The organism is Pseudomonas sp. KK18, assembly GCF_037094675.1.
Classification (GTDB): Bacteria; Pseudomonadota; Gammaproteobacteria; order Pseudomonadales; family Pseudomonadaceae; genus Aquipseudomonas.
Map to the genome: position 1 here is coordinate 4550597 of NZ_CP146605.1, position 24107 is coordinate 4574703.

A 24107-nucleotide genomic window follows, 5' to 3' on the forward strand; every position below is an offset into this window, starting at 1 on the left:
CCGCTGCATCGCACGCCTTGATCCCATAAAAACAACAGGAGAAGCGTCATGTTAAGCAAAGATACACACCTGCCAGGCACCCGTGCCGTGCCGACCTATCGCTGGGCGCTGATGCTGGTGACCAGTCTGTTTTTCCTCTGGGGCTTGTCCTACGGTTTGCTCGACGTACTGAACAAGCACTTCCAGGAAGTCCTGCACGTCAGCAAGGCCCAGTCCGGGCTGTTGCAAAGCGCCTATTTCGGCGCGTACTTCCTGATTGCCCTGCCGGCCGGGTTGTTGATGGACCGCCACGGCTACAAGGCCGGGATCCTGCTGGGCCTGTGCCTGTATGCGGCGGGCGCGCTGCTGTTCATGCCGGCGGCTGCGGCGGCGAGCTTTCCGTTTTTCCTGTTCGCGCTGTTTGTCATCGCCTGCGGCCTGGGCTGCCTGGAGACCGCTGCCAACCCCTATGCCACGGTGCTGGGCGAACCCCAGGGCGCCGAGCGGCGGTTGAACCTGGCGCAATCATTCAATGGCCTTGGCCAGTTCTTCGGCCCGCTGATTGGCGGCGCGATGTTCTTCAGCGCCGGCAGCACACCGGCCTCGGACATGAGTTCGTTGCAGACCACCTACGTGGTGATCGCGGTTCTGGTACTGCTGGTGGCGCTGCTGATCGCCCGCACGCCGCTGCCGGATTTGCGCGCGCAGGAACAGGCACTGCAACCGACGGCCGGCAAGGGTCTGTGGCAGCACCGGGAGTTCGTCGGTGGGGTGATCACGCAGTTTTTCTATGTGGCGGCCCAGGTCGGAGTCGGCGCATTTTTCATCAACTACGTCACCGAGCATTGGGCACAGATGGGCAATCAGCAAGCCGCCTACCTGCTGTCGATCGCAATGCTGGCCTTCATGTTCGGGCGCTTCTTCAGTACCTGGCTGATGGGCCGGGTCAGCGCGCAGAAGCTGCTGCTGATTTATGCGCTGATCAATATCGCGTTGTGCGGCCTGGTGGTGATCGGCCTGGAAGGTATCTCGGTGATCGCGCTGATCGCGGTGTTCTTCTTCATGTCGATCATGTTCCCGACGCTGTTCGCCATGGGCGTGAAGAACCTCGGGCCGCACACCAAGCGCGGCAGTTCGTTCATGATCATGGCGATCGTCGGCGGCGCCCTGATGCCCTACTTGATGGGCAAGGTGGCGGACAACAGCACAGTGGCGCTGGCTTACCTGTTGCCTATGGGGTGTTTCGTGATTGTGGCGGTGTATGCCCGTAGTCGCTTGCGCCATCCGTGAAGTACCGCCCCGGCGTCGTCCCGAACGTACGCCGGAACATCGCAATAAAGGCACTGACGTTTTCATAACCCAGGTCCAGCGCAACCCGGGTCACGGGTGCATGCGCCGCCAGCAACTCCAGGGCGCGCAACAACCGTGCGCGCTGGCGCCACTGGCTGAAGGTGAACCCGGTCTCGGCAACAAACCGCCGGGCCAGGGTGCGCGGCGAGACACCGGCCCACTGCGCCCAGTGTTCCAGCAGGCGGTTGTCGTCGGGACTGTCGGCCAGCGCCTGGGCGATGCGCAACAGGCGCGGGTCCCGGGGCAGCGGCAAGCCGAATGGCTCCTGGGGCAACCCGGCGATTTCATCAAGGATCACCTGGGCGATCCGTGACTGAGGCGGCTCGAGCAGCGGCTGGCTCCAGGTTGCCGCGCGCCTGACGGCTTCCAGCAACAAGGCCGACGTGGCGATAACGCACGTCTGTCGGGGCAGCCCTGCGCATGCCTGGGGTTCGACATACACACTCCAGCCATCAAACGGCCCGTGGGAACGCAAGGCGTGGGAACAATCGGGGGCAATCCACACCGCATGGGTGGCCGGTACTACCCAATGCTGGTGCGCCGCCTGCACCGACAACAACCCGCGCTGGGCTCCGAGCAATTGCCCGCGGGCATGCTGATGAAGGGCCGTGGTGCGTGCTACCGGACTGCTGCGCAACGTCGCCACCAGCAACGGACCGCCGATCGCATTGGCGAGCTGGGCTGAAACGAGTGTTGACGGCATATGGCAGCTTTACCGTATTGAATGACCTGGATAAGGCAGTGTAGCCATTTGCGCACGCCCAGACTGCGGATTCATTCATTGAGGGCTCCGCCATGCGTGCAGAAGACGTGCTTCCCGACCATCTCGACCAAGGCCAATTCAATGGCGTGACCGTGCGCAAGGGCACGGTGGGCGCATTCCTCGCCAACGCCAGAACCTGGTGCGATCCGGCCACCCCGGACGAGCAGCGCTTGCTGGCCGAACAGGACATCCTGCAAGCCCTCCCCGCCCTGCAGGCCCTGGGCTTGTTTGAAGTGTTGCAGGTGCGGGATGCGAAACTGGCGCGGCTGCTGAAGTGAGAGGATCGGCCTGGAAGGTGGTAATCCGTCGCTGGAAGCCCGGGGTTCACCAGCTCTCGCGGGGATTACGCACCTTCCCGGCCACCTCGCACCTCAAGTGGTTACTTGTCCTACGAACTGATAGTGGTTGGAGAGGCCCGTCGCGTTCCACGATCCTGGAAAAAATGTTTGGCCCTGTGTTCAGGCATGCCAAGGGAACCCGGCTCGCTCGATACGGCCTGATGTGCAAGGATGTTGCGCTGCACATCGTTCGTTGAACGCAAAACCAAGGATTTTTCATGACCGCCATCAGCACCCCAGCGCCCGTGGTACCCGGGCGGCTGGAACAAATGTCGACCCGCATCGCGTTTTTCATCGCCGGCTTCGGCATCGCCGCCTGGGCACCACTGGTGCCTTATGCCAAGGCCCGCGCCCAACTCAATGAGGGCACCCTCGGCCTTTTGCTGTTGTGCCTGGGGGTGGGCTCGATGATCGCGATGCCGGTCGCCGGGGCCCTGGCGTCGCGCTACGGTATCCGGCGAGTGGCCACCGGCGGCACCCTCCTGATCTGCCTGGGCCTGCCGATGCTGGCCACCGTCACCTCGATTCCGTTGCTGATGGCCGCGCTGTTTGTGTTTGGTGCCGGCCTGGGCACGGTGGACTCCACGGTCAACCTGCAAGCGGTGATGGTCGAACGGGCCAGCGGCAAGACCATGATGTCGGGCTTCCACGGGCTGTTCAGCCTGGGCGGGATCGTCGGAGCGGCAGGTGTCAGCGGGCTGCTGGGGTTGGGCTGGTCGCCGTTGCAGGCCACCCTCGCCGTGATCGTCGTCATCGTAGTGGCCTTGCTCAAGGCCGGGCCACACCTGCTGCCTTACGGCAGTGAAAGCTCCGGGCCGGCCTTTGCCGTGCCCCACGGCGTGGTGCTGTTTATCGGCTGCCTGTGCTGCATCGTGTTTCTTGCCGAAGGCGCCGTGCTGGACTGGAGCGCGGTGTTCCTGAGCGCCGAGCGCGGCCTTGACGAAGCCTATGCGGGCCTTGGCTACGCAGCCTTTGCCTTGACCATGACCGTCGGGCGCCTTACCGGCGACAGGATAGTTCGCCGCCTGGGCGCAACCCGGGTGATTGTATTCGGTGGCGCGCTCGCCGCCGGCGGCATGCTGTTGGCGACGCTATTCCCTGCGTGGGAAACCGCCCTGCTGGGGTATGCGTTGGTCGGTGCCGGGTGTTCGAACATCGTACCGGTGCTGTACACCGCCGTCGGCAAGCAGACCGTCATGCCGGAACACATTGCGGTGCCCGCCATCACCACCCTGGGCTACACCGGCATTCTCGCCGGCCCTGCGGTGATCGGCTTCATCGCCCATGGCAGCAGCTTGAGCACTGCCTTTGTGCTGATTGCCGTACTGCTGATCGGTGTGGCGATCAGCGGGAAAATACTGCGGGTCTGACCACCCAGCCCCATCACGCCTCGTACATTGAGGCGTCAACCCGGGGTCATTTGGCTTTCTGGAGTTCCAGCCAGCGATCAAGGGTTTTGTTGCTGAGCCAGCCCGCCTGGTGATGGCTGCCGAAAATTCGCCGACCGCTGTCGGCGGTGTTTTCCAGCGACCGCAACAAGCCCGGCCGGTCCACAAGGTTTTTCGCCATGTACACCTGCTGTTCGTCGTACTTCTTCTTCGGTAGCCCCGTGGCCGGGTCCAGTACAACTTGGCCATGGCTGTCGAGCTCATCCGGGTCTTTGCTCATCATCGCCAGCACCTCGATATTGACGTAGCAGATCTGCTCGAAAAACCCCATGCGGTCCCGCGACCGGTCCCGTAACTCGGTGAACATTTCCTTGAACAGGCGGACGAGATCGGCATTGTTTTTTGTGTGGAAAGGGTCCGGGCTGAAGGCACTGGGATCGCTGTTGCCGAACACGACGTTCTCGGCCTGTGCCAGGCTTTCGCGGGTGATGTAGCCGTCCTGGTCGAGGATCGCATCGATCAGGCGCGGACGCTGGATGATCGCCTTGGCAAGCAGGATAGCGCTGTCGGCCTCTCGGCTGGCACCGAGCTTTTTACTGGCGATTCGTTGCAGTGAAGACAGCTTCAGTCCGTCAGTTCTCATGGAGTTTTTTCAGCATGGCAAATTGGGCGTTCGCCGCGCTCACCAAATCGCTGTCCGGCAAACGAATGTAGGGATTGGGCCCGCGGAGGCGGCTGGCCACTTCGTTCTGAAGCCCCAGGTGTTGCAGCAGACTCCTGCAGTGACTCTCCCCCCGCAAAGGAGGCCGATAGCCTGATGAGCGGACAGGCGCCCCGCCGGATTGATGGCTGTGCTTTCGCGCAGCCTCACCGGGTTCACTTGAAGCGGCGTGAATTGCCCGTGTACCGCCGTCCAGTGCCGGGGCAATACAGGGTGTAGCACCGAGGTGCTGGCAGACCGACCCGCCGTTGATTGTCATGATTCATCTCCACCAATTTCCGGTTCCACATTGACCTGGTCATCATCCCGGCAATCGCCGTATCGCTCAGGTGAAAACAGGCCAAAGGTGTGTGGTGTGCCGGTGGCAATGGTTCCGAGATAGAGCAGCGTTCCAATGACAACATGTAAAAACCGAAGAATCAGTCGGCTTTTCGAGACCCTGGCGAGGTCGGTTTTGTCTCCTGCCAAAGGTCTTTGATCGCTGCGACCATAGCGCCCATCACCGCGCGCAACGGGCGTAACCCAGGCGCGTGGGAGGCAGGCAACTGCCCGTGCGGCAACATGCCTTTGATGAAGTCGTCAGCCGCCGGCGCCTGGAACGTGTGCTGCCCGGTGAAGTTCTTCACTCGCCGGGCTTCGGCGCCCTCTTCGCACCGTTTGCCCGGTGCGGCAACGGGGGGCGGTTGCAGGGTATCGCTGCCCGTCGGCGCAAGACAGGCTGGCTGATAGCCAGGATTGTGCGATCCACACGAAGGTGTAGCCATGTCTGAGCCCTGGCTGAGAGTTTGAAAGCAGCGGATTGATCAAGGCAGGTCATCACGCCGCGAGAGGGTCGCGGCGTGATCGAGCTAAAACAGGTTCAGAGAGAGGTGGCGCAGGGCGGCTCTGCCGATCTTGCCGTCATACCGGTCAAGAGAGTCCATCAGCGTTAACAGGCTTGAGCGCTGAGTGACTTCCTTGGCCAACTCGATGAGCCGCTGTTGCTTTGGGTCGCTCGACGACGATGCGGCCAATTTTTTCAAATCTTTGATACTGATGGAGCGGTTCCAGATACCCTTCAGGGCGTCGAAGTCCTTCAACATCTGTTCGGCGAGCTGTTTGTCGGTCTTGTACTTCAAGGCGTTGCCGGAGTCGAGCACGGCGTTGAGGTCCCGCCGGGAGATTCGACCATCCAGATCACCGGTCCTGCCGGCTCGGTCAAAGGCTTGTATTACGTCTGGGCGTCGCAGCAGTTCCCGGGCCAACAGAATGTTCTCATTACGGTCCTGGTCGTTGGTCAACCGTCTGCCCGCCATCTCCTCCAGGCTTTGTTTTGTGATGAAGGGCTGGCCCGGCACCGTGAACGCATCAAACTTGTTCTTGAGGAGGTTCCCCAGTTGATCGGGGGTTTGCCTCGAAAAGTGTGGGTCCGGGCGACCGTATCCCGGGTCAGGCTTGCAGGGGGTCGGACGGCAGTGTCCGGGAAGAGGCTTGAGTGGAATGGCAGGGTCAGGACGACCATAACCGGGGTGAGGCCGGAACGGATTGAACAGCTTGTGCAGAAAGTCCTGAAGCTGTCCGATCAGCCCGCCCAGGAACGAGTTTGCATAGGACGCCCGGAATGAGTTGTTGGCGGCACCATGGGGATCCATCGTGCTCTGCGTCGTCGTCCAATTCGAATATCCCGGGCCGATCCCATTCTGTGGCACGTTGAAGCTGATGTGGATCGACCCCTGCCCGGAGCGTGAGCGTGACTGCGTCGATGTGGCGGCATCAGTATGCGGCTGCGCGGCGTTATCAGAGGGGTTGGCAACAGTTGAGTTGGATAAGGTTACCGACATAGGCATCTCCAGTTCGGCGTATTGACACGATTCACTCCCGGCTCAAAGACACCTCGGCGATACAAGGTATCCCATGGAAAGTGGGCACCTCCTTGTGTGGTAGACCTGTCGGATTCAGTTCCTGCGGACGCAGAAAATCGTTAGAAAAAGAGTAGGAAGAAGGGCTATGGCGAGGGAGCTTGCGCCCCCTCGTCACTGTCGATACCTGGGATCAGGCACGCATCAGAAGCCGACGCTGGCCTGCACGAAGAACGTGCGCGGTTCACCCAGGTAGATCCCGGAGTTGTTGTCGCTGGAGCGGGTGTAGTGTTCCTGGTTGAACACGTTTTTTACCCCGACGCCCAGCTTCAGGTTCGACAGTTGCGCACCGAAGTCATAACCGCTGCGCACGTTGACCGAGACGTAGCCGGGAATATCCCCGTACTGGCCATCAGCAGTCGGCTGGGTGATGTAGGTGGTACCGGTGCCCGGCGCACGCTGGCCGGACTGGGCATAGACGTCCAGGTTGTGGGTCCAGTGGTTGATGTCGTAACGCAGCCCCAGGGTGGCCACTTCACGGGAGTACAGCGGCAAGTCGCGGCCCTTGAAGGCAACGTCGCCTTCGGAGGTGGCCCTGGTGTAGGTGAAGCCGGCGTTGGCGGTCAGGCCGTCCAGGCGCGGGTCGAGGTTCGACAGGTCGTAATGGGCCGACGCTTCGATGCCCTCGTGCTTGGTAGCGCCGAGGTTGGTCCAGCCCACATCGTTGCTGACGTATTGCAACTCGTCCGAGAAGTCGATGTAGAACAACGTCACTTCGCCGCCCCAGACGCTGTCGTTGTAGCGGGTACCGATTTCGTAGGTCTTGGCTTTTTCCGGGTTCAGGCCGTTCGCGGTCTGGTCGCCGTTACCGCCCTGGCCCAGCTGGAAGTATTGCAGGCTGCCGAAGGAGGTTTCGTAGTTGGCAAACAGCTTCCAGGCATCGGAGACGTGGTACATCACGCTCAAGGCCGGCAGCGGTTCGTTGTTGTGGATCTCGCGACGTTTCTCCTGAACCGTGGCGCCATTGAGGCCTACCACCGGACGGTCGTGCCATTCGGTGCGAATCTGCTCAAAGCGAATGCCCGGGGTGACGGTCCATTTGCCGATATCAATCTTGTTGTCGATATAGAACGAGTTGGCCTCGGTGCCACCGGTACGGTCCTGGTACACGTGGCCGTCACTCTGGCCCACGGGCGTCGGCACGTTGTTGACCAGCCCCAGGCTGGTGGCCTGTTCGTGCATGCCTTCCTTGAGGTAGCGATAACCGACGCTGACTTCCTGGGTGCTCGGCCCCAGGTCAAATACATGGGACACACGCGGCTCGATGCCGAAGGTGTAGTAGGTGCGCGGGTAGGAACCCAGGGTCTTCAGGTCGCGGTTGGCGATGTTGCTGCCGCGGAAACTGTCGGAATAGTAGGTCAGCACTTCAGCCTGGGTGCGGTCGTCGATCTGCCGGATGTACTTGAAGGACATATCCTTGCGCCGGCCATTGAAGTTGTCCCAGTCACGTACCGATTGATACGGGTTGGCGTCGTACTGCTTCTGGGTCAGGCCGCCGGGCATGTCGGCGCTGGCGTCGTAGTAGTGGAAATTCAGCGAGAAATCGTCTTGATCGGTCGGCGCCCAGTGGGTCTTGAAGATCACGTCGTCGATGTCGTTGGAGTTGTTGCGGTCGCGGTAACCATCGCCCTTGGTCCCGGAATACAGCAACGCAGCACCGATACCGTTGTCGGCGGTGCCGCCGATGAAGGCGTTTTCAATGTGTTTCCAGCCGCCGTGGGCCGCGGTTTCCAGGGTGGTGCCGACTTCGCCGGAGAATTTTTCCGGGATGGCCCGGGTGACGAAGTTGATCACGCCGCCGACGTTCTGTGGTCCATAACGTACGGAGCCTGCGCCACGCACCACGTCGATGCTGTCGAGGTTGCCGGAGGAAATCGGCGCCATCGACAACTGCGGCTGGCCGTAGGGTGCAAACGCTGCCGGTACGCCGTCGATCAATACCGTGGAGCGTGGCGACAGACGCGAGGTCAGGCCGCGTACCCCGACGTTGAGGGAAATATCACTGCCACCGGTGCCGTTGGCCTCCTGTACCTGCACCCCGGGAATGCGCCGCAGCACGTCACCGACGTTCATCGCGCCCTGCTCCACCATGGCTTCACGGCGCACCACGGTGCGCGCCCCCGGGTGGTTCTGCACCACTTGGGCATTCGCGTCGCCGAGCCAGTCGCCGACCACCTTGATGTCGGTGGCACCCAACTCCAGCGGCGAACCGGCTTCGCCGGTGCCCTTGCCCAGCGGGCGCAGGGTCACGGAGCCCGCATCGATCTGGTAATCCAGGCCGCTGCCCTGCAGCAACTGGCGCAGCGCTTGTTCGGGCGAAAGGTTGCCGTCGACGGCCGGGGCTTGTTTGCCGGCCACCATGTCGGGGCTGAAGAACACTTGCAGCGACGTCTGCTGACCCAATTGGCTCAAGGCCGAACCCAGGGACTGGGCCTGGATATGAATGCCATCGTCAGCATAGGCCGCCGGCAGTGCGGCGCTGACGGCCAGCGCCAGGGCGAGGGGTGCCCAGCGCGATGATTTATTGTTTTTCATGGCGAGTTTTTTCACGTCGAACGTAGTCCTGTGATCGCAAGAGAGTGCGGCTGTTAATGCAAACCAGTTGCAGTTGCACAAGAAGACGAAGAACTCGAAAAAAACCTGAATCTATCGCGAAATTATTTCCTGGCTACCGTCCGGCAAGGTGCGCAAGGCCACCGGAAGAATGTGCGGCAAGGCCTTGAGCAAGGCGTCGGTGTCGGTGGATTTGAACACGCTGGTCAAGCGCAGGTTGCTCACCGCGGGCGCGCTGACCCGCAAAGGTTGCTCGCGGTAACGTGAGACCTCCCGAGCCACTTCGCCGAGAGTGGCGTTGTTGAACACCAGTTTGCCGGTGCGCCAGGCCGTGAGCTCTTCAGGGTTGACGGCGTAGGCAGCCGCCACCTGGCCCCGGGTATCCACATGGGTGCCCCGACCGGCCGTGAGCATCACGATGTCATCGGATGAGCGCCCTTGCACTTTGACCGTACCGGCCTCGACCACCACGCGGGTCTGGTCGTCATCGCGGCGCACGTCGAAACGCGTACCGGTGACCGTCACCTGCCCTGCCCCGGCGTCCACCACGAAGGGCCGGCTGGTGTCGTGCTCGACGCTGAACATGGCCTCGCCCTGCTTGAGCTCGATGCCGCGCTGGCCTTTTACATAGTGCACGGCCACCACGCTGCGGCTGTTCAAGTCCATCAGCGAGCCGTCGGGCAACGCCACCTGCCGGCGCTCCCCCAACGCAGTGCGGAACTCGGCGTTGTACGTCGCCGGATGATCCAGGCCACTGAACAACCCCAGGCCCAGGGCCACCGCCAGCACACTTGCAGCCACTGCATAACGCAGCACGGGCCGGCGCTTCGCACGCGGCTGCGGGGCATCGCACAACGCCTGCAAGCGCGCCTTGGGCACCAGGTCGGTGGCACTCCACAAACCTTGCAGCACATCAAATTCGTACTGGTGCTCGGCATGCTCTGCACGCCAGGCATCAAAACGCTCGCGTTCTTCTGCGCTCAATGGGCTGTCCTGCACACGCACAAACCATTGCGCCGCCTCGTCGCGGGCCGTCGCGCTGCCGCAGGCACACTCACGGGTATCCATCATGGAAGATCCTGTTTCAAAGCGGGCATTGGTCATGGTGCCATCGCATCCAGGCGGTCACGTAGATGCCGCAGGGTGCGGATCATATACTTTTCCACCATGTTTTTAGACAGGCCCAGGCGTTCGGCGATTTCCTGCTGGGTCAGGCCCTCGATTTTCTGCCAGATGAAAATCTTGCGGCAATTGAGCGGCAGCTCGGCCAGGGCTCGCTCGATGGAATCCGCCAGCTGGATCGCGTGCATGAAATGCTCCGGGTCGCCACTGTGGGGCGAACTCTGATCAAAGGCTTCCAGGGCCATCGCCTCCCGCCGGTCCTCGCGGCGATAGGCGTCAACGGCGATATTGCGCGCCGTTTGATGCAGATAGGCGCGAGGTTGCTCAACCTTGGTGGCGCTGGATTCAAGCACCCGCACAAAAGTGTCGTGGGCCAGGTCTTCGGCCTGCTGACGGTTTCTCAGGCGGCGCGTCCAGGTCCCGATCAACTCTTCGTAGTGCTCGAAAAAGCCTGTTCTGCGGGGCGGCTGAGGAGTCATCAAGGAAGCACTGGGGAGGTGGGGTGTGAATAGTAATGCTTCCTATTAAGTGGAGCAATTGCTTGCCGTCGTCCTCTTTCCTCGACCCTTGTACAACCCGCCCAATCCCGGCAGCATTCGCCCGTGACTTTCACGGACGAGCACCTTATGACCCTGCCCTTTTTCGCCCCCGTACTTCTCACCACCGAACGCCTGGGCCTGCGCCCTCCCCATCAGGATGACTGGCGCGCGCTGTTTGCCATTTGGTCCGACCCCGAGGCCATGCGCTACTTTTCCTTTCCCACCATGACCCGCGCCGAGCAAGCCGTTGAACGCTTCGGCCAATTGATGGAGGCATCGATTGCCGGTGAAGACCTGGTGTGTATGGTGGAGTTGCTGGCCACCGGCGAGGTGATCGGTAGTTGCGACCTGTTCAATGTCGACGAGCAATGCCGCCGCGCTGAAATCGGCTTTACCCTGGGCCGCCAGCATTGGGGCAAGGGCTACATGAGCGAAGCCGCCCGCGCGGTGATCGACCATGGGTTCAACACCGCCGGGCTGCGCCGCCTTGAAGCCGACATTGACCCACGCAACCTGGGCTCCGCGAAGCTGCTTGAGCGCCTGGGTTTCGTCCGCGAAGGCTTGCTGCGCGAGCGCTGGGTGGTCGGCGACGAGATCTCGGACAGCGCGCTGTATGGCCTGCTCAAGCGTGACCGTCCTGCCTGACCCACAACGGGCGCCCCTTCTTCAGGCCGACGATCAGGGCCAAGAGGATCAAGCCCATGGCCTGCCACTGCGAAACCCCGGGGCGCTCACCCAGGATCAGCATTGAGCTGACGATGCCGAACACCGGGATCAGCAGTGACAGGGGCGCCACCCGGGAAACCGGGTACTCGCGCAACAGCAGGTTCCAGCCCCAGTAACAAAAGTGCGTCGCGCCATACACCTGGAACGCCAGCGAGAACAACGCCACGCCGTTCAACTGCCCGGGCAACGCAGCAAAGGCCTGCGGGCCGTCCAGCAGCCACGTCAACAGCACCAGCGGCAGCGGTGCAAACAGGCTGGCCCAGACTACGAAGGCAAAGATCTCCCGCACCCCGGAGACCTTGATGATGATATTGCCGATGCTCCAGGCCAGGGCACTGAACAGCACCAGGGCAAACCCCAGCAGCGTGGCCGTCCCCACCACGCCCAGCAGCATGCCTGCCAACCCCATGGCCGCCAGCAGCACACTGATCAATTGCGCCAGGGAAAGGCTTTCCCGAAACAGCAGCACGCCCCAGCCCAGGGTGAAGAATGCGCTGAACTGGATCAGCAGCGAGGCACTGCCAGGGGGTACGCCCATGGCGATCCCGAGGTTGATCAAGGCCCACATCGCCACCCCGAATATCAAGCCATAGGCCGCCAGCCACTTCACCGCGACCTGGGGCCGGCGCACCAGAAACACCCAGGGCAACGCCGCCAGGGTGAACCGCAGGGCCGTCAGCAACAGCGGGTTGATCTCGGCCAGGCCGAGTTTGGTAATGGGGAAATTGAGTCCCCACACAGCCGTCACCAGGACGGCCAGTAACAGGTGTTTTTGCTTCATCGTGACGGGTCCATTGACTCGGTGGCACGACAGGAGGCCGTGCATCCGACAGATTTTTTCGTAAACCGCGATGGCCCGCCTGCGATTGTGGGTCAACAAAGGCTAGAATCAGGCCATGCCCGATATTCATCCCTACGAAAACACCCCGCGCGACGTGGTCGTGACCGCCATCGACTATGCCGACGGCGAGCTGTTCCCCGCCCACGCGCACCCGCGAGGCCAGTTGGCCTATGCCAGCCAGGGTGTCATTACCGTCTACAGCGCCACCGGTAACTGGGTGGTGCCGCCCCGCCGCGCGATCTGGGTGCCGCCGCATGTGTCCCACGCCATGCTGATGCGCGGGCCGGTGACGATGCTCAACACCTACATTCGCCCGCAGGCGGCGCGGCGGCTGGAGTTGCCGCAACAGTGCCAGGTGCTGGATGTGTCGCCGCTGCTTGGGCAGTTGCTGGAGAAGGCCGTCGAGGTACCTGCGCGTTACGCGATGGGTGGCCGCGACAGCTATTTGATGGGCTTGCTGCTGCACGAGATCGCCCGGATGCCGGTGCTGCCGCTGTGTGCGCCGTTGCCGGCCGAGCCTCGATTGGCGAAGGCCTGCGAAGAGTTTCTGGCTGGGCCTTCGTTGGAGGTCAGCATTGATGCCATGGCCTTCGGCGCGGGGATGAGCCGCCGGACGTTTACCCGGCAGTTTCGTCAAGCCACGGGTATCAGTTACCTGCAGTGGCGCCAGCAAGCCTGCCTGCTGGCGGGGATTGTGCTGCTGGGCAATGGGGAACCGGTGACCAGGGTGGCGCTGGATTTGGGGTATAGCAGCCCGAGTGCGTTTGCGACGGTGTTCAAGCGTGTGTTGGGTGAGGTGCCGAGTCGTTATTTCAGCAACGAGTTGCGACGCTGATTGAGATCGGTGGGGGGATTTGTGGATGGATTGGTCCGGGGTATTTACCCGTTGCTGCGGTAACGGCGTCAATGACTTTACCGACGCGGTACTACGGGAAAAAATCCGCTTCAGGTAATCTGTCTGTCACCTTGATTGACAGATCAGACGGTTTTGGAGCGCCTCATGCAACGCATTGGTTTCATCACCTTTTCCGGTTTCGGCGTCATGAGTTTCTCTGCACTGTCAGTTTTCGAGAGTGCCAATAATGCATTGGGTAAAACCCATTACGACGTACGTCTGATCTCGGAGCACGGCGGGCCGGTACGCAGTTCACTCGGCGTGGTGGTGCAGACTGAAGCCTTCGGCAAGACTGCATTCGACACGGTGATCATCGGTGGCGGCAATGACCGCGAATTCACGCCCGGCTTGCTGGATTACCTGCGTCAGGCTGCCAGAAATAGCCGACGCCTGGCCGCCACCTGCTCCGGAACCTTCTTCCTGGCCCAAGCCGGTTTGCTTGACGGTATGCGAGCGACCACCCACTGGTTTTTCGCGGCAGAATTCCGCAAACGCTACCCCAAGGTGCGGCTGGAAGAGGAGCGTTTGTTTATCGTCGACGGTTCGCTATGGACAAGCGCCGGCATGACCGCTGGCATCGACCAAGCCCTGGCGATGGTCGAAGCCGATCTTGGCGCGACGGTAGCGCGGGCGGTATCGAAAACCTTCATCCTGCAAAACCGCCGTGCCGGGGGGCAGCCACAGTCCTCGGCACTGCTGGACATGGAACAGAAGACCGACCGTATCCAGACTGCCATAGCCTATGCGCGCAATAACCTGCATCGCAGCCTGAGCCTCGACGAACTGGCCGAAGCAGCCCATTTAAGCCTGCGCCAATTCAGCAGGGCGTTTCGAGCACAGACCGGCGTATCCCCAGCCAAAGCCATTGAAAAGCTGCGGATCGAAACAGCCTTGGTGCTGATCCAGGACGGCCGTCATCCTATCGAAGGCATTGCCCGCCAGACCGGCTTTGGCGACAGCGAACGCATGCGAAGGGCATTTATCCGCGAATTCGGCAAACCGCCGCAGGTGATGCGGCGCACGGCAAGAAGCCGGTCGGAAACGGCGGCATCGGGAATGTCCAGAAACGAGGGTTAAATGGCCTTTGCTTCGCCCTGCCCGAGCCTAGGCTAAACCTCAGGTCACTCAACCCGATTCCCGAGGAACTCCATGAAACCTTATGCCCTGGCCTTCGGCGCCTTGCTCAGCCTGCTTAGCGCCACCACAAGCTTCGCCGCAGCCAAAGAGGATGACGCTCGCGCCTTCTTCACCCGGTTTGTCGCCGCTCAAAACGCCCACGACCTCACCCAGATCAAGGCAATGCTCTGGGACTCGCCAAAAATGCTCTGGTACGCCCGAGGTGGCGAAAACTGGGGGCCGGATGCGGTGGTCAGCAAGCTCAAGGTGTACTACCAGGGCGCCTGGCAACTTAAGCCCGACATGAGCCACTTCAGCGTGGTGCTGGTGGCCGATAACGTTGCGCAACTGATGGTGCCGATCACCTTCACCCGTAGCCACGCCGGTGAAACACCTACCGACAGCACCTTCCTGATCAGCCAGACGCTGGTCATGGGCAAGGATGGCTGGCGTGTAGCGAGCATCATGCCGATCGCCGATACCAACTTCAAATAAGCCGATGTCCGAAAACGAGACCTTGGCGCAAACGCTTACGCGTCTTAGCGTTGCGTCATCAATCTGATAGTCCTGGATGGCCGGTACCTATATGACGAATAGGTACCCGCGCCACCCCACACACTCACACCAACCGCTTGATCTGCTTATGCCGCCAAACCAACCGGTAATACGCCGTCTGCAACCCCAACATCGCCAGATACGTCACCGGAAACGCCATCCACACCCCTTCCAGCCCAAACCGCGCATTCAGCAGATACGCCACCGGCAACTCCACCCCCAACACGCAAACGATCGAGATCCCCACCGGCACCAGCACCACCCCGCTGGCCCGCATGATCCCGCCCACCACGGCCTGGAAACCGAACACCAGGATGCTCCAGAGCATGATATGCAGCAGGTGCTCGGCCTTGACCCGCGCATCCACGTCGGTAATGAACAACCCCAACAGCCAGTGCGACAACACATACCCCAGCACTATCAACCCACCCGTCAGGCACAGGTTGATCAAAATCCCCGTACGCAGGATCGGCCCGATCCGCTCCAGGCGCCCCGCCCCGATCGCCTGCGCCCCCAGAATCGACGCCGTGATCGCAATCGACAACGCCGGAAACTGCACATAGTTGACGATCTGCGTCACCGCCCCATACGCCGCCGTCGCCTGGGAACCATGGCTGTTGACCAGCGCCAGAATCACCAGCTCCGACAACGACAGCACCACCATCTGCAACCCAGTGGGCAACCCGATACGCAGGACCTTGCCCAGGATCACCCGATCCAGCCGCAGCGCCGCCATCAACTGGCGATCCGGCGCCATCACGTGGTTTTTATGGCGCAGGCGCAGCACCAGGAACGTCATCGCCAGGGCATTCCCCACCAACCCCGCCACCACCGCGCTCTGGATACCCATCGGCGGCAGGCCCAGCCAGCCCTTGATCAGCGCAGGGGTCAGCACCAGGCCCACGGTGGTCGACACCATCAGCGCCAATAAGGGCGACACCGTGTCACTCACGCCCCGCAGCAGTTGGGTGAACAGGATGAACACCAGCAACAGCGGCATGATCAACATCATCATCTGCGCATAACCCACCGCGTCATCCAGCACATCCACCGGTGTGCCCAGGGCCTGCATTGCCGGGCGCGCAAACACGCTGCCCAGCACCGCCGCGATCACCCCGATCAGGGCGCCGAGGGTCAGGGTGGCGCCGGTGATCGACTTGACCATCGAGGTTTCCTGCGCGCCCCACGCCTGGCCGATCAGCACCGAAGCACCCGCCCCCAGGCCGATCACCAGGGCGATAAAGAAAAACACGATGGGGAACATCCCCGACACCGCCGCCAACGCCTGGGTGCCGAGCATCTGCCCGACATAGATCCCGTTCAGCGTGCCGGAAAAGCTCTGGAGGAAATTGGACAGCACCATGGGTGCCAGAAAGATCAGGTAGATCTGCCACAACGGTCGTTGCTGGGTGACTTCCATGAAGGTTCGGATCTCAATGCAATTAGGCAGGGAAAGCGTTGCGTGACAACCAGGCCAGGTACAACTTCACATCCACCGGCCAGTGCGCAATCTTGTTGGAAAAGTCGGCGCCGTCCTGGGCAAACAACGCCCGCGAGGCTTCTTCAAAACCTGGCAGGTCGCCGCCGATGGCGCTCATGAAACGATAGCTGGACTCCTTCGCCTGGCGCCGCTCATCGTGCTCGGCATGGGCGTTGCGCGCTTCGTCCACCAACCGGCGCAAGGCCGCCGAGGCGCCGCCGCGTTGTTGTCCCAGCCACTCCCAGTGCCTCGGCAGCAAGGTCACTTCACGGGCGACCACCCCCAGCTTCGGACGGCCTACAGTAGGTGACGCCGGCACGTCGGCCTCCGTCACCGCGACGGTCGGTTGCTGCGGTGCGTAACCGGCGGGCCAGGGATAGTCGACTTGAACACCGCTGGCGTCATCAAACACCAGCAAGCTGCCCGTCGCCAGGTCGAGGCTTTTCAGGTTTTTGGCGACGTCGGCATAAGAGCCGGCAGCCACGCGTTGGTGGCCAAGGAAGGCGGTGCAGTGTGATGCGCTCATGACTTTTACCCGGATTATTTTGTTTTACCCGGATCATATTAGTCTGAAATTTATTGAATGCAAGCCGCTTGTTGCGAAACCACCAAACGATCACCGTCGACAGTCGCGCCCATGGGGCCCACACCCGGGTCGCGCAATACGCATTCGGCAATCGCCGGCTCCAGCTCCACCCGCAATCGGCGGCCCAAGGCGCGGGCGCCGAACCGTACGTCATGGTCGCGGCACAACCAGGCGCGTGCCGATTCATCCAGCACCAATGATCGGTGCTGCGCCGCCAGGCGTTGATTGAGTTTGCCGAGTTCCACCTTGAGCAGCGCCTCAAGCCACTGATGGTCGATGGGCTCGAACATCAGGATACGATCGATGCGATTGAGAAATTCCGGCTCGAAGTGGCGGTGCAAGGCGTCCTCCAACACCCCCGCTTCACCGCGCCCCCACCAGCGCAACGGGGCAAAGCGTTGCCGGTGCCGACGCGCCTGCTGGGCGCCGATATTGCTGGTCATGAAGATCAGGCTGTTGCGAAAGTCCAGCGTACGAGCGCCGCCCGCCAGCGTCAGCTGGCCGTTTTCAAGGATGCCCAGCAGGCTGCGCACCACCTCCTGGCTGGCTTTCTCCAACTCGTCGAACAGCACGATACCAGGGCGGCTGTAGCTACCCTGGATCAGTTCGCTGTTGAACAGGCTGATGCCCTCCTTGCTGCCGACATAACCCGGCGGTGCACCGGTGAGTGCGGCGGCATAATGCTCCTGGGCCAGGGTGTGCATGTCGATACGGCAGAACCCGTCGGCACGCCCGTGCAACGCCTGCGCCAGCAGCCGGACGATTTCCGTCTTGCCGACCCCGGTAGGCCCCATGAACAGGTTGACGCTCAACGGCCGCTCACGCTCACCGATATCGGCCTTGACCACCTTGAGCAACCCTTCCATTTGGGCCAGGGCTGCTTCCTGGCCAACGATACGGCTGCGCAGCAAGGCCATGACCTGGGCCGGTTCAAAAGTAAACCGCATGCCTCAACCCGCCGTTTTTTCTTTACCACCATGGGGCAACTGCCCCACCGGGCATTCGGCGACACCGACGGTGCTACGGGTGAAGGCCTCGACATTCTCTTGGGCCTTTTGCGCGTCCAGCACCCAGGTGCGATAGAACTCGAATGGGCAATCCGCCACGCCCTTGTCCCCATCGCCCGAGGCATGCATGCCGGTGTAGCCACGGTGCAGCAACTTGAACAGATGGTTCTGCGACTGGTCGTTGGCCCGCGCATCGCGGATCTGCGACACCGACAGTTGGGCGTACTGAATGCCCATTTCTTCCTCGCCGCACTCGCCCAGGGTACGGCCATCGAAGCCGATGATCGCCGAGTGCCCGAAGTACGAATACACCCCGTCGAACCCCGCCGCATTCGCCACCGCCACGTAGCAGTTATTGGCCCAGGCCATGCTCTTGGACATCTGCACCTGCTGCTCCTTGGCCGGGTACATATAGCCCTGGCAGCGCACGATCAGCTCGGCGCCTTTCATCGCACAGTCACGCCAGATCTCCGGGTAGTTGCCGTCGTCGCAGATGATCAGGCTGACCTTCATGCCCTTGGGCCCGTCGCACACGTAGGTGCGATCGCCCGGGTACCAGCCCTCGATCGGGCACCACGGAATGCACTTGCGATAACGCTGGACGATCTCGCCGAGGTTATTGATCAGCACCAGCGTGTTGTACGGCGCCTTGTGCGGGTGCTCCTCGTGGCGTTCACCGGTCAGGGAAAACACGCCCCAGGTATTGGCCTGGCGACAGGCCGCGGAGAAAATCGCCGTCTCCTCGCCGGGAATACTCGCAGCGGTCGCCATCATCTCGTCGTGGTCGTACATGATCCCCATGGTGCTGTATTCGGGGAACACCACCAGGTCCATGCCGGGCAAACCCTGCTTCATGCCGACAATAATCTCGGCAATCTTCTTCGCGTTATCGATGACCTCGGCCTTGCTGTGCAGGCGCGGCATCTTGTAGTTCACGACAGCAACGCCGACCGTGTCCGGGCTGCTGGAAATGTCGCCATGGCGCATTGCAAATCTCCTCGGTCAGTGACTGATCATCCAGGGCCGTGGCCCGGTCCTGGTCTTGAGCCCCAGCGGGTTGGCCTTGCTCGGCACCACCGGCTTGCTGGTGCCACAGCAACTGCAGCCCGCCGGGTGCTTGCGCGCTGCCTGATATTCGCCGACGGTTTGCGGCGCATGGGCGCTGCGCTCGTTACCGGCTATGGCCTTGCGCTGATTGGCCGACAGCGTGGTCAGCGCCGGCGCCGACAGCAGCAACTGCCCGCCCGGGCCGTCGCAATACGGGCATTGGCTGGGTTCGTGACGCTGGGCCATGGGCCGCAGCATCGTGAAGGTGCCGCAGGACTCACAGGCATATTCGTAGGTCGGCATGGCTACAGGTCCGGAGCGATGGGCAGGTCGATGCTGCCGTCGAGGAATTGGGTCGGGCCGCTGGCATTGGGGTTGATGTCGAACTCGAAGATTTCAGTCGGCAGCCACAACGTCGCGCAGGCGTTGGGGATGTCCACCACGCCGCTGATATGCCCCTGCACCGGCGCCGAGCCGAGCAACGCATAACCCTGGGCCGGTGAGTAGCCGAACTTGGTCAGGTAGTTGATCGCATTCAGGCAGGCCTGGCGGTAAGCGACATTGACGTCCAGGTAATGCTGCTGGCCCTGTTCGTCGACGGAGATGCCTTCGAAGATCAGGTAGTTCTTGTAGTTCGGGGTGATCGGGCTTGGCTTGAACACCGGGTTCTTGATCCCGTATTTGGCCATGCCGCCCTTGATCAGCTCGACCTTCATGTGCACCCAGCCGGCCATTTCGATGGCGCCGCAAAAGGTGATTTCGCCGTCGCCCTGGCTGAAGTGCAAGTCGCCCACCGACAGGCCGGCGCCGTTGACGTACACCGGGAAATAGATCTTCGAGCCGCGGGACAAATCCTTGATATCGCAGTTGCCGCCATGCTCACGGGGCGGCACGGTGCGGGCACCGGTGGCGGCGGCATCATCACGGGCCGAGCCCTTGAGTTTGCCCATGTGCGCGGTGGCGGCCAGCGGGGCGTTGGCCAGGGGTGGGACGCGGGTCGGGTTGGTGTCGATCAGCTCCTGCTCGCGACGATTCCAGTCGGCGAGCATCACCGGGTCGGGCAGGCAGCCGATCAGGCCGGGGTGGATCAGGCCCGCAAAATTGACGCCCGGGATGTGCCGGGAGCTGGTGAACATGCCCTTGAAATCCCAGATGGCTTTTTGCGCGCTGGGGAAGTGATCGGTGAGAAAGCCGCCGCCGTTCTGGCGCGAGAAGAACCCGTTGAAGCCCCACTGGGAGTCGGCCTTGGCGCCGATGTCGAGCAGGTCGACCACCAGCAAGTCGCCGGGTTCGGCGCCGTGTACGCCCACCGGGCCGGAGAGGTAATGTACGGTGGAGAGGTCGACGTCGCGCACGTCGCTGGCGTCGTCGTTGTTCTTGATGGCGCCGGCGGTCCAGTCGTAGGTTTCGAGGATGAAGTCATCGCCGGGTTTGACCCAGCAAGCCATCGGGATGTCCGGGTGCCAACGGTTGTGGATCTGTTCGTTTTCGGTGACGGGTTGGTTGAGGTCGACTTTGATCAGGGTGTCGGTCATCGAGGTGCTCCCGGAGGGTGGGTTGGCTGTCGGGAGCAGTCTCACGGGGATGGGGTTGGGCGGGGAATACGTTGGATGACGTATGCGTCTTTGGGGTTGGGGGGCATATCCGTTTTTTGGGTGATGGCTGATATCGGTTCCGCTCTTACAGCGGCTCACTTTTGAAAAGCGCAAAAGTAAGCAAAACGCTCTTGCCCCACCACTCGGCACCTCGCTTAGGCTCGGTGTGCCCTCACTCCGGCTTTGGACCGTGGGCCGCCGTCATGGGCCATCCCTGGCCCAGGACGGCTAACCCGGCGTCCTGCCGGGTTACCCACGCTCCAAAGCCTGCGTTCGGCCAGCGTGGTTTAACGGGGCGCCCAAGATCAAAAGCAGATCAACAGCACAGCGGCCTACCGGCCGGCTTGAGTGTTTAGAAGCAAAATCAAAAGCTAAAGCGGGCACGGTCCACTGTAGGAGCTGGCTTGCCGGCGATGGCATCAACTGGGTGTGTCTGATGCACCGAGGTGTCTGCATCGCCGGCAAGCCAGCTCCTACAGAAAAGCAGCTCTGCTTTCGCTCTGGATCTTGCCTTTGCTTTTAACACTCAGGTCGGCTCTCAGGCCGCCGTGCTTTTGATCTTGATCTTGATCTGACTGCCCCAATAAGCCCGAGGCCGAACGCAGGTATTGCGCAGCGGGTAAACCGGCAGGACGCCGGTTTAGCCGCGCCGGGCCATGGATGGCCCGTCGCGGCGGCCCGCGGAGTAATGCCGGAGTGAGGGCACACCGAGCCTAGGCGAGGTGCCGACAGGCGGGGCAGAGCGCTTTGGTTACTTTGCCGCTTTTGCAAAGTGACTCGCTGTAAGAGCGAAACCATAAGCAGCCGCTACCCAAATAACGGATATACACACCATCACTCCGGCAAAGGAATCACCCGCAACGGCCGCACCGACTTATAAGAAAAACTCGAGTAAATCTCCTTAACACACGGCAACCCCTGCAACACCTCCCGCGCAAACTCTCCAAACGACTCCAGATCCTTCGCCACCACTTCCAACAAAAAATCATACCGCCCCGAAACGTTATGACACGCCACAATCTCGGGAATCTCCAGCAACCTTTGCTCAAACGCCCGGGCAACTTCCCGGGAGTGCGTATCCATCATGATGCTGACAAACGCCGTCACCCCATACCCCAGCGCCTTGGGCGACAGGATCGCCTGATAACCGCCGATCACCCCGCTGTCCTCAAGGTTCTTCACCCGCCGCCAACACGGCGAAGTGGTCAGCGACACCCGCTCCGCCAACTCCGCCACCGTCAACCGCGCATTACCCTGCAAGGCGTTTAAAAGTGCCTTGTCAGTCCGATCCAGATGCATGGGCATATCTTGCCTCAAAACGTCGTTTTTATTGTTTTTCATCCCAATCTACCGGCTTTTCCCAGCAAACTATGGAACGTTCGGCCGCCATTATAAGCATAGCATTGTAGGAAATAAGGAGCGTCCGACCATGAAAAATAAACACAACACGTTCGGCTTTTCCACCCGCGCCATCCACCACGGCTATGACCCCCAGGACCACCACGGCGCCCTCGTGCCGCCCATCTACCTGACGGCAACCTTCGCCTTCCCCACCGCCGAATACGGAGCCGCCTGCTTCGCCGGCGAAGAGAGCGGACACTTCTACACCCGCATCTCCAACCCCACCCTGGCCCTGCTGGAATCGCGCATGGCCACCCTGGAAAACGGGGAAGCCGCCGTCGCCTTCAGCTCCGGCATGGGCGCAATTGCCGCGACGTTCTGGACCCTGCTGCGCCCAGGTGATGAAATCATCGTCAGCCAGACCCTCTACGGCTGCACCTTCGCCCTGCTGCACCACGGCATCGGCGAGTTCGGCATCAAGGTGCGCCACGTCGACCTCACCGACCTGAACGCCATGAGCGAGGCCATCAACCCGGCCACGCGCATGATCTACTTCGAAACCCCGGCCAACCCCAACCTGCAACTGGTGGACATCGCCGCCGTCGCCGAGATCGCCCACCGGCAACCCGGTATCACCGTGGTGGTGGACAACACCTACTGCACGCCCTACCTGCAACGCCCGCTGGAAATGGGCGCCGACGTGGTGGTGCACTCGGCCACCAAATACCTCAGTGGCCACGGCGATATCACCGCCGGCATCGCCGTCAGCAGCCAGGCCCTGGCCCAGCGCATTCGCCTGCAAGGGCTCAAGGACCTGACCGGTGCGGTGATGTCACCCCAGGACGCCGCCCTGCTGATGCGCGGCCTCAAGACCCTGGCCCTGCGCATGGACCGCCATTGCAGCAACGCCCTGGCCATCGCCGAAGCCTTGCAGGCCCATCCCCTGGTGGAATGGGTGACCTACCCCGGCCTGCGCTCCTTCCCCCAATACGAACTGGCCGCGCGGCAGATGAAACAATCCGGCGGCATGATCGCGTTTGAACTCAAGGGCGGCATCGACATGGGCCGACGCTTCATGAACGCCCTCAAGCTGTTCACCCGGGCCGTGAGCCTGGGGGACGCGGAGTCACTGGCCCAGCACCCGGCCAGCATGACCCACTCCACCTACACCCCGGAGCAGCGCGCCCACCACGGGATTTCCGAAGGGCTGGTGCGACTCTCGGCGGGCCTTGAGGATGTCGCCGACCTGCTGGCCGACGTTGCCCAAGCCCTGGAGGCCTGTGCCGTAAAGCCGAAATCCCGGGCGGTGCAACACAACGTTCATCACGCTTGAAGTAAATTCACAGGCAGGCGCGACGTTTATCAATAGCCCGGCCTGAAAAGGTCGGGCTTCTCCCGTTGCGCCCTGCACCGCAAAAAATTTGATCCATTCATTGGCCCGTTTGCGAAAGCCTGTACTAGCATACGAGGCGGCAGTCATGGAGATCACTGCCCTGTACGCCGCCCTCATTGAAACTCATGGATGAAATGATGAACTCACACCTGTTCCCCCACATTGGCAAAGTCATCGCCAGCACCGGCAGCCGACATTTCCCGCGCATGCTGCACGACCTGATCCTCACCCAACTGGCGGTCGACGCCACGCACATCACCCAAATGCCTGTGAGTTCACCGCGCAAGGCAGGCAGTTCGCGAATGACGGGGATCAGCCCGGTGTACACCGACCCGCTGCCAGGGCAGGCAGAGGCCCAGGCCGCCGCCCAACTGCACCTGACCCGGCGCAAGGATGACGTCAGCTACGTGCTGTCGGTGTATCGCTCCAACCCCTGCGAAAGTTTTTCCCAGCAGGAGCGGATCATCCTGCAAGACTTCTCCTCCCTGCTGCTGCCGATGGTTGAAAAACACATCAGCGCCCTGCAACCCAGCGGTCCGGACAGCGAAGCGCCGCAGCAACCAGGCATCGACACCTTGCGCCGGCGCTTTGAAGAGCGCCTCGCGCAATCGGGGCTGGCCCTGTCCAGCCGGGAGCTTGAGGTGTGCGTGGGGCTGCTGGCCGGGCGTACCGCACCGGAACTGGCAGAGCAGTTGGCACTGAAGGTCAATACCATCGAGAGCTACCTCAAGCGGGCTGCGATCAAGATGGGCATCAGTGGCCGGCATTCGTTGATGCGGTGGATGTATTCCACAGAAGAAAACGCCACTCTCTAGAACACCGAGGAACAAATGTGGGAGCGGGCTTGCTCGCGAATGCGCAGTGTCAGTCAATA

Annotated in this window: 24 protein-coding genes; 9 read left to right on the plus strand and 15 right to left on the minus strand. The window is 61.8% G+C overall.

The window, feature by feature from the left end; translation table 11 throughout:
- Positions 1 to 48: 48 nt before the first annotated feature.
- The gene (locus V6607_RS20645; RefSeq protein WP_003219513.1) at positions 49 to 1269 is read left to right on the plus strand and encodes a sugar MFS transporter; all 1221 of its coding nucleotides are present in this window, start codon (positions 49 to 51) and stop codon (positions 1267 to 1269) included.
- Here the strand turns inward: V6607_RS20645 and V6607_RS20650 are convergent.
- Entirely contained in the window at positions 1211 to 2032 is an 822-nt protein-coding gene (locus V6607_RS20650; RefSeq protein WP_166742175.1) for a helix-turn-helix transcriptional regulator, read from the minus strand. The genes V6607_RS20645 and V6607_RS20650 overlap by 59 nt on opposite strands.
- A gap of 92 nt (positions 2033 to 2124) precedes the next feature.
- Between V6607_RS20650 and V6607_RS20655 the strand changes: the two genes are divergently transcribed.
- Both V6607_RS20655 and V6607_RS20660 read left to right on the plus strand, forming a co-directional pair.
- Positions 2125 to 2370: a hypothetical protein gene (locus V6607_RS20655; RefSeq protein ID WP_102369456.1), complete on the plus strand. Its 246-nt coding sequence runs from the start codon at positions 2125 to 2127 to the stop codon at positions 2368 to 2370.
- A gap of 278 nt (positions 2371 to 2648) precedes the next feature.
- On the plus strand, positions 2649 to 3800 hold the full coding sequence (locus tag V6607_RS20660; RefSeq protein WP_087693074.1) for an MFS transporter: 1152 nt from the start codon (positions 2649 to 2651) through the stop codon (positions 3798 to 3800).
- A gap of 46 nt (positions 3801 to 3846) precedes the next feature.
- On the opposite strand, the gene V6607_RS20665 is transcribed toward V6607_RS20660, so the two are convergent.
- The 6 genes from V6607_RS20665 to V6607_RS20690 form a co-directional block, all read right to left on the minus strand.
- On the minus strand, positions 3847 to 4461 hold the full coding sequence (locus V6607_RS20665) for a hypothetical protein (protein WP_008432744.1): 615 nt from the start codon (positions 4459 to 4461) through the stop codon (positions 3847 to 3849).
- Between the two features lie 497 nt (positions 4462 to 4958).
- Positions 4959 to 5303 (minus strand): hypothetical protein, encoded by a 345-nt coding sequence (locus V6607_RS20670; protein ID WP_023658960.1) that lies wholly within the window; start codon positions 5301 to 5303, stop codon positions 4959 to 4961.
- Between the two features lie 84 nt (positions 5304 to 5387).
- The gene (locus V6607_RS20675; RefSeq protein WP_338740254.1) at positions 5388 to 6359 is read right to left on the minus strand and encodes a type III secretion protein; all 972 of its coding nucleotides are present in this window, start codon (positions 6357 to 6359) and stop codon (positions 5388 to 5390) included.
- A gap of 222 nt (positions 6360 to 6581) precedes the next feature.
- Positions 6582 to 8987, minus strand: a complete 2406-nt coding sequence (locus tag V6607_RS20680; RefSeq protein ID WP_003219493.1) for a TonB-dependent receptor — start codon at positions 8985 to 8987, stop codon at positions 6582 to 6584.
- A 96-nt stretch (positions 8988 to 9083) separates the two neighbouring features.
- Positions 9084 to 10058: a FecR family protein gene (locus V6607_RS20685; RefSeq protein ID WP_008432738.1), complete on the minus strand. Its 975-nt coding sequence runs from the start codon at positions 10056 to 10058 to the stop codon at positions 9084 to 9086.
- Between the two features lie 32 nt (positions 10059 to 10090).
- Complete coding sequence (locus tag V6607_RS20690) at positions 10091 to 10591, minus strand: sigma-70 family RNA polymerase sigma factor (protein WP_003219490.1); 501 nt, start codon at positions 10589 to 10591, stop codon at positions 10091 to 10093.
- Positions 10592 to 10738: 147 nt separating this feature from the next.
- On the opposite strand from V6607_RS20690, the gene V6607_RS20695 reads away from it, so the two are divergent.
- The gene (locus V6607_RS20695; RefSeq protein WP_008432737.1) at positions 10739 to 11296 is read left to right on the plus strand and encodes a GNAT family N-acetyltransferase; all 558 of its coding nucleotides are present in this window, start codon (positions 10739 to 10741) and stop codon (positions 11294 to 11296) included.
- Here V6607_RS20695 and V6607_RS20700 read toward each other — a convergent pair.
- Positions 11274 to 12158 (minus strand): EamA family transporter, encoded by an 885-nt coding sequence (locus V6607_RS20700; RefSeq protein WP_134326948.1) that lies wholly within the window; start codon positions 12156 to 12158, stop codon positions 11274 to 11276. The two genes, V6607_RS20695 and V6607_RS20700, sit on opposite strands and share 23 nt — an antisense overlap.
- A 115-nt stretch (positions 12159 to 12273) precedes the next feature.
- On the opposite strand from V6607_RS20700, the gene V6607_RS20705 reads away from it, so the two are divergent.
- The 3 genes from V6607_RS20705 to V6607_RS20715 all read left to right on the plus strand — a co-directional run bounded on the left by V6607_RS20705 (position 12274) and on the right by V6607_RS20715 (position 14724).
- Positions 12274 to 13053: a helix-turn-helix transcriptional regulator gene (locus tag V6607_RS20705; RefSeq protein ID WP_134326949.1), complete on the plus strand. Its 780-nt coding sequence runs from the start codon at positions 12274 to 12276 to the stop codon at positions 13051 to 13053.
- Positions 13054 to 13218: 165 nt separating this feature from the next.
- Positions 13219 to 14190 (plus strand): GlxA family transcriptional regulator, encoded by a 972-nt coding sequence (locus V6607_RS20710; protein ID WP_008432734.1) that lies wholly within the window; start codon positions 13219 to 13221, stop codon positions 14188 to 14190.
- A gap of 72 nt (positions 14191 to 14262) precedes the next feature.
- Positions 14263 to 14724, plus strand: a complete 462-nt coding sequence (locus V6607_RS20715) for a DUF4440 domain-containing protein (protein WP_008432732.1) — start codon at positions 14263 to 14265, stop codon at positions 14722 to 14724.
- A 124-nt stretch (positions 14725 to 14848) separates the two neighbouring features.
- On the opposite strand, the gene V6607_RS20720 is transcribed toward V6607_RS20715, so the two are convergent.
- The 7 genes from V6607_RS20720 to V6607_RS20750 all read right to left on the minus strand — a co-directional run bounded on the left by V6607_RS20720 (position 14849) and on the right by V6607_RS20750 (position 21804).
- Positions 14849 to 16204: an MATE family efflux transporter gene (locus V6607_RS20720; RefSeq protein ID WP_003218590.1), complete on the minus strand. Its 1356-nt coding sequence runs from the start codon at positions 16202 to 16204 to the stop codon at positions 14849 to 14851.
- Between the two features lie 22 nt (positions 16205 to 16226).
- On the minus strand, positions 16227 to 16790 hold the full coding sequence (locus V6607_RS20725) for a DUF2239 family protein (protein WP_134326950.1): 564 nt from the start codon (positions 16788 to 16790) through the stop codon (positions 16227 to 16229).
- A gap of 50 nt (positions 16791 to 16840) precedes the next feature.
- The gene (locus tag V6607_RS20730; RefSeq protein ID WP_134326951.1) at positions 16841 to 17797 is read right to left on the minus strand and encodes an AAA family ATPase; all 957 of its coding nucleotides are present in this window, start codon (positions 17795 to 17797) and stop codon (positions 16841 to 16843) included.
- A 3-nt stretch (positions 17798 to 17800) separates the two neighbouring features.
- Positions 17801 to 18844: an aliphatic amidase gene (locus V6607_RS20735; RefSeq protein WP_003218599.1), complete on the minus strand. Its 1044-nt coding sequence runs from the start codon at positions 18842 to 18844 to the stop codon at positions 17801 to 17803.
- Between the two features lie 15 nt (positions 18845 to 18859).
- On the minus strand, positions 18860 to 19207 hold the full coding sequence (locus tag V6607_RS20740) for a zinc ribbon domain-containing protein (RefSeq protein ID WP_008432727.1): 348 nt from the start codon (positions 19205 to 19207) through the stop codon (positions 18860 to 18862).
- A 2-nt stretch (positions 19208 to 19209) separates the two neighbouring features.
- Positions 19210 to 20439, minus strand: coding sequence for a formamidase (gene fmdA / locus V6607_RS20745; protein WP_003218608.1), 1230 nt, complete (start codon positions 20437 to 20439; stop codon positions 19210 to 19212).
- Positions 20440 to 21333: 894 nt separating this feature from the next.
- A complete protein-coding gene (locus V6607_RS20750) occupies positions 21334 to 21804 on the minus strand; it encodes an Lrp/AsnC family transcriptional regulator (RefSeq protein ID WP_008430161.1) in 471 nt (156 codons plus the stop codon).
- 124 nt (positions 21805 to 21928) lie between these two features.
- Here V6607_RS20750 and V6607_RS20755 point away from each other — a divergent pair, with 124 nt between their 5' ends.
- Both V6607_RS20755 and V6607_RS20760 read left to right on the plus strand, forming a co-directional pair.
- Positions 21929 to 23173 (plus strand): methionine gamma-lyase, encoded by a 1245-nt coding sequence (locus V6607_RS20755; RefSeq protein ID WP_134326952.1) that lies wholly within the window; start codon positions 21929 to 21931, stop codon positions 23171 to 23173.
- Positions 23174 to 23358: 185 nt separating this feature from the next.
- Positions 23359 to 24048 (plus strand): helix-turn-helix transcriptional regulator, encoded by a 690-nt coding sequence (locus V6607_RS20760; RefSeq protein ID WP_134326953.1) that lies wholly within the window; start codon positions 23359 to 23361, stop codon positions 24046 to 24048.
- Positions 24049 to 24107: the final 59 nt, after the last annotated feature.

Bases quoted from the DNA above. Each gene is read 5' to 3' on its own strand.
- V6607_RS20655 (WP_102369456.1), top strand. From the start codon at position 2,125: ATGCGTGCAGAAGACGTGCTTCCCGACCATCTCGACCAAGGCCAATTC.
- V6607_RS20685 (WP_008432738.1), bottom strand. From the start codon at position 10,058: ATGGATACCCGTGAGTGTGCCTGCGGCAGCGCGACGGCCCGCGACGAG.
- V6607_RS20740 (WP_008432727.1), bottom strand. From the start codon at position 19,207: ATGCCGACCTACGAATATGCCTGTGAGTCCTGCGGCACCTTCACGATG.
- V6607_RS20725 (WP_134326950.1), bottom strand. From the start codon at position 16,790: ATGAGCGCATCACACTGCACCGCCTTCCTTGGCCACCAACGCGTGGCT.
- V6607_RS20665 (WP_008432744.1), bottom strand. From the start codon at position 4,461: ATGAGAACTGACGGACTGAAGCTGTCTTCACTGCAACGAATCGCCAGT.
- V6607_RS20735 (WP_003218599.1), bottom strand. From the start codon at position 18,844: ATGCGCCATGGCGACATTTCCAGCAGCCCGGACACGGTCGGCGTTGCT.
- V6607_RS20700 (WP_134326948.1), bottom strand. From the start codon at position 12,158: ATGAAGCAAAAACACCTGTTACTGGCCGTCCTGGTGACGGCTGTGTGG.
- V6607_RS20690 (WP_003219490.1), bottom strand. From the start codon at position 10,591: ATGACTCCTCAGCCGCCCCGCAGAACAGGCTTTTTCGAGCACTACGAA.
- V6607_RS20645 (WP_003219513.1), top strand. From the start codon at position 49: ATGTTAAGCAAAGATACACACCTGCCAGGCACCCGTGCCGTGCCGACC.
- V6607_RS20660 (WP_087693074.1), top strand. From the start codon at position 2,649: ATGACCGCCATCAGCACCCCAGCGCCCGTGGTACCCGGGCGGCTGGAA.
- V6607_RS20755 (WP_134326952.1), top strand. From the start codon at position 21,929: ATGAAAAATAAACACAACACGTTCGGCTTTTCCACCCGCGCCATCCAC.
- fmdA (WP_003218608.1), bottom strand. From the start codon at position 20,439: ATGACCGACACCCTGATCAAAGTCGACCTCAACCAACCCGTCACCGAA.
- V6607_RS20715 (WP_008432732.1), top strand. From the start codon at position 14,263: ATGAAACCTTATGCCCTGGCCTTCGGCGCCTTGCTCAGCCTGCTTAGC.
- V6607_RS20675 (WP_338740254.1), bottom strand. From the start codon at position 6,359: ATGTCGGTAACCTTATCCAACTCAACTGTTGCCAACCCCTCTGATAAC.
- V6607_RS20705 (WP_134326949.1), top strand. From the start codon at position 12,274: ATGCCCGATATTCATCCCTACGAAAACACCCCGCGCGACGTGGTCGTG.
- V6607_RS20720 (WP_003218590.1), bottom strand. From the start codon at position 16,204: ATGGAAGTCACCCAGCAACGACCGTTGTGGCAGATCTACCTGATCTTT.
- V6607_RS20670 (WP_023658960.1), bottom strand. From the start codon at position 5,303: ATGGCTACACCTTCGTGTGGATCGCACAATCCTGGCTATCAGCCAGCC.
- V6607_RS20650 (WP_166742175.1), bottom strand. From the start codon at position 2,032: ATGCCGTCAACACTCGTTTCAGCCCAGCTCGCCAATGCGATCGGCGGT.
- V6607_RS20750 (WP_008430161.1), bottom strand. From the start codon at position 21,804: ATGCCCATGCATCTGGATCGGACTGACAAGGCACTTTTAAACGCCTTG.
- V6607_RS20695 (WP_008432737.1), top strand. From the start codon at position 10,739: ATGACCCTGCCCTTTTTCGCCCCCGTACTTCTCACCACCGAACGCCTG.
- V6607_RS20730 (WP_134326951.1), bottom strand. From the start codon at position 17,797: ATGCGGTTTACTTTTGAACCGGCCCAGGTCATGGCCTTGCTGCGCAGC.
- V6607_RS20760 (WP_134326953.1), top strand. From the start codon at position 23,359: ATGGATGAAATGATGAACTCACACCTGTTCCCCCACATTGGCAAAGTC.
- V6607_RS20710 (WP_008432734.1), top strand. From the start codon at position 13,219: ATGCAACGCATTGGTTTCATCACCTTTTCCGGTTTCGGCGTCATGAGT.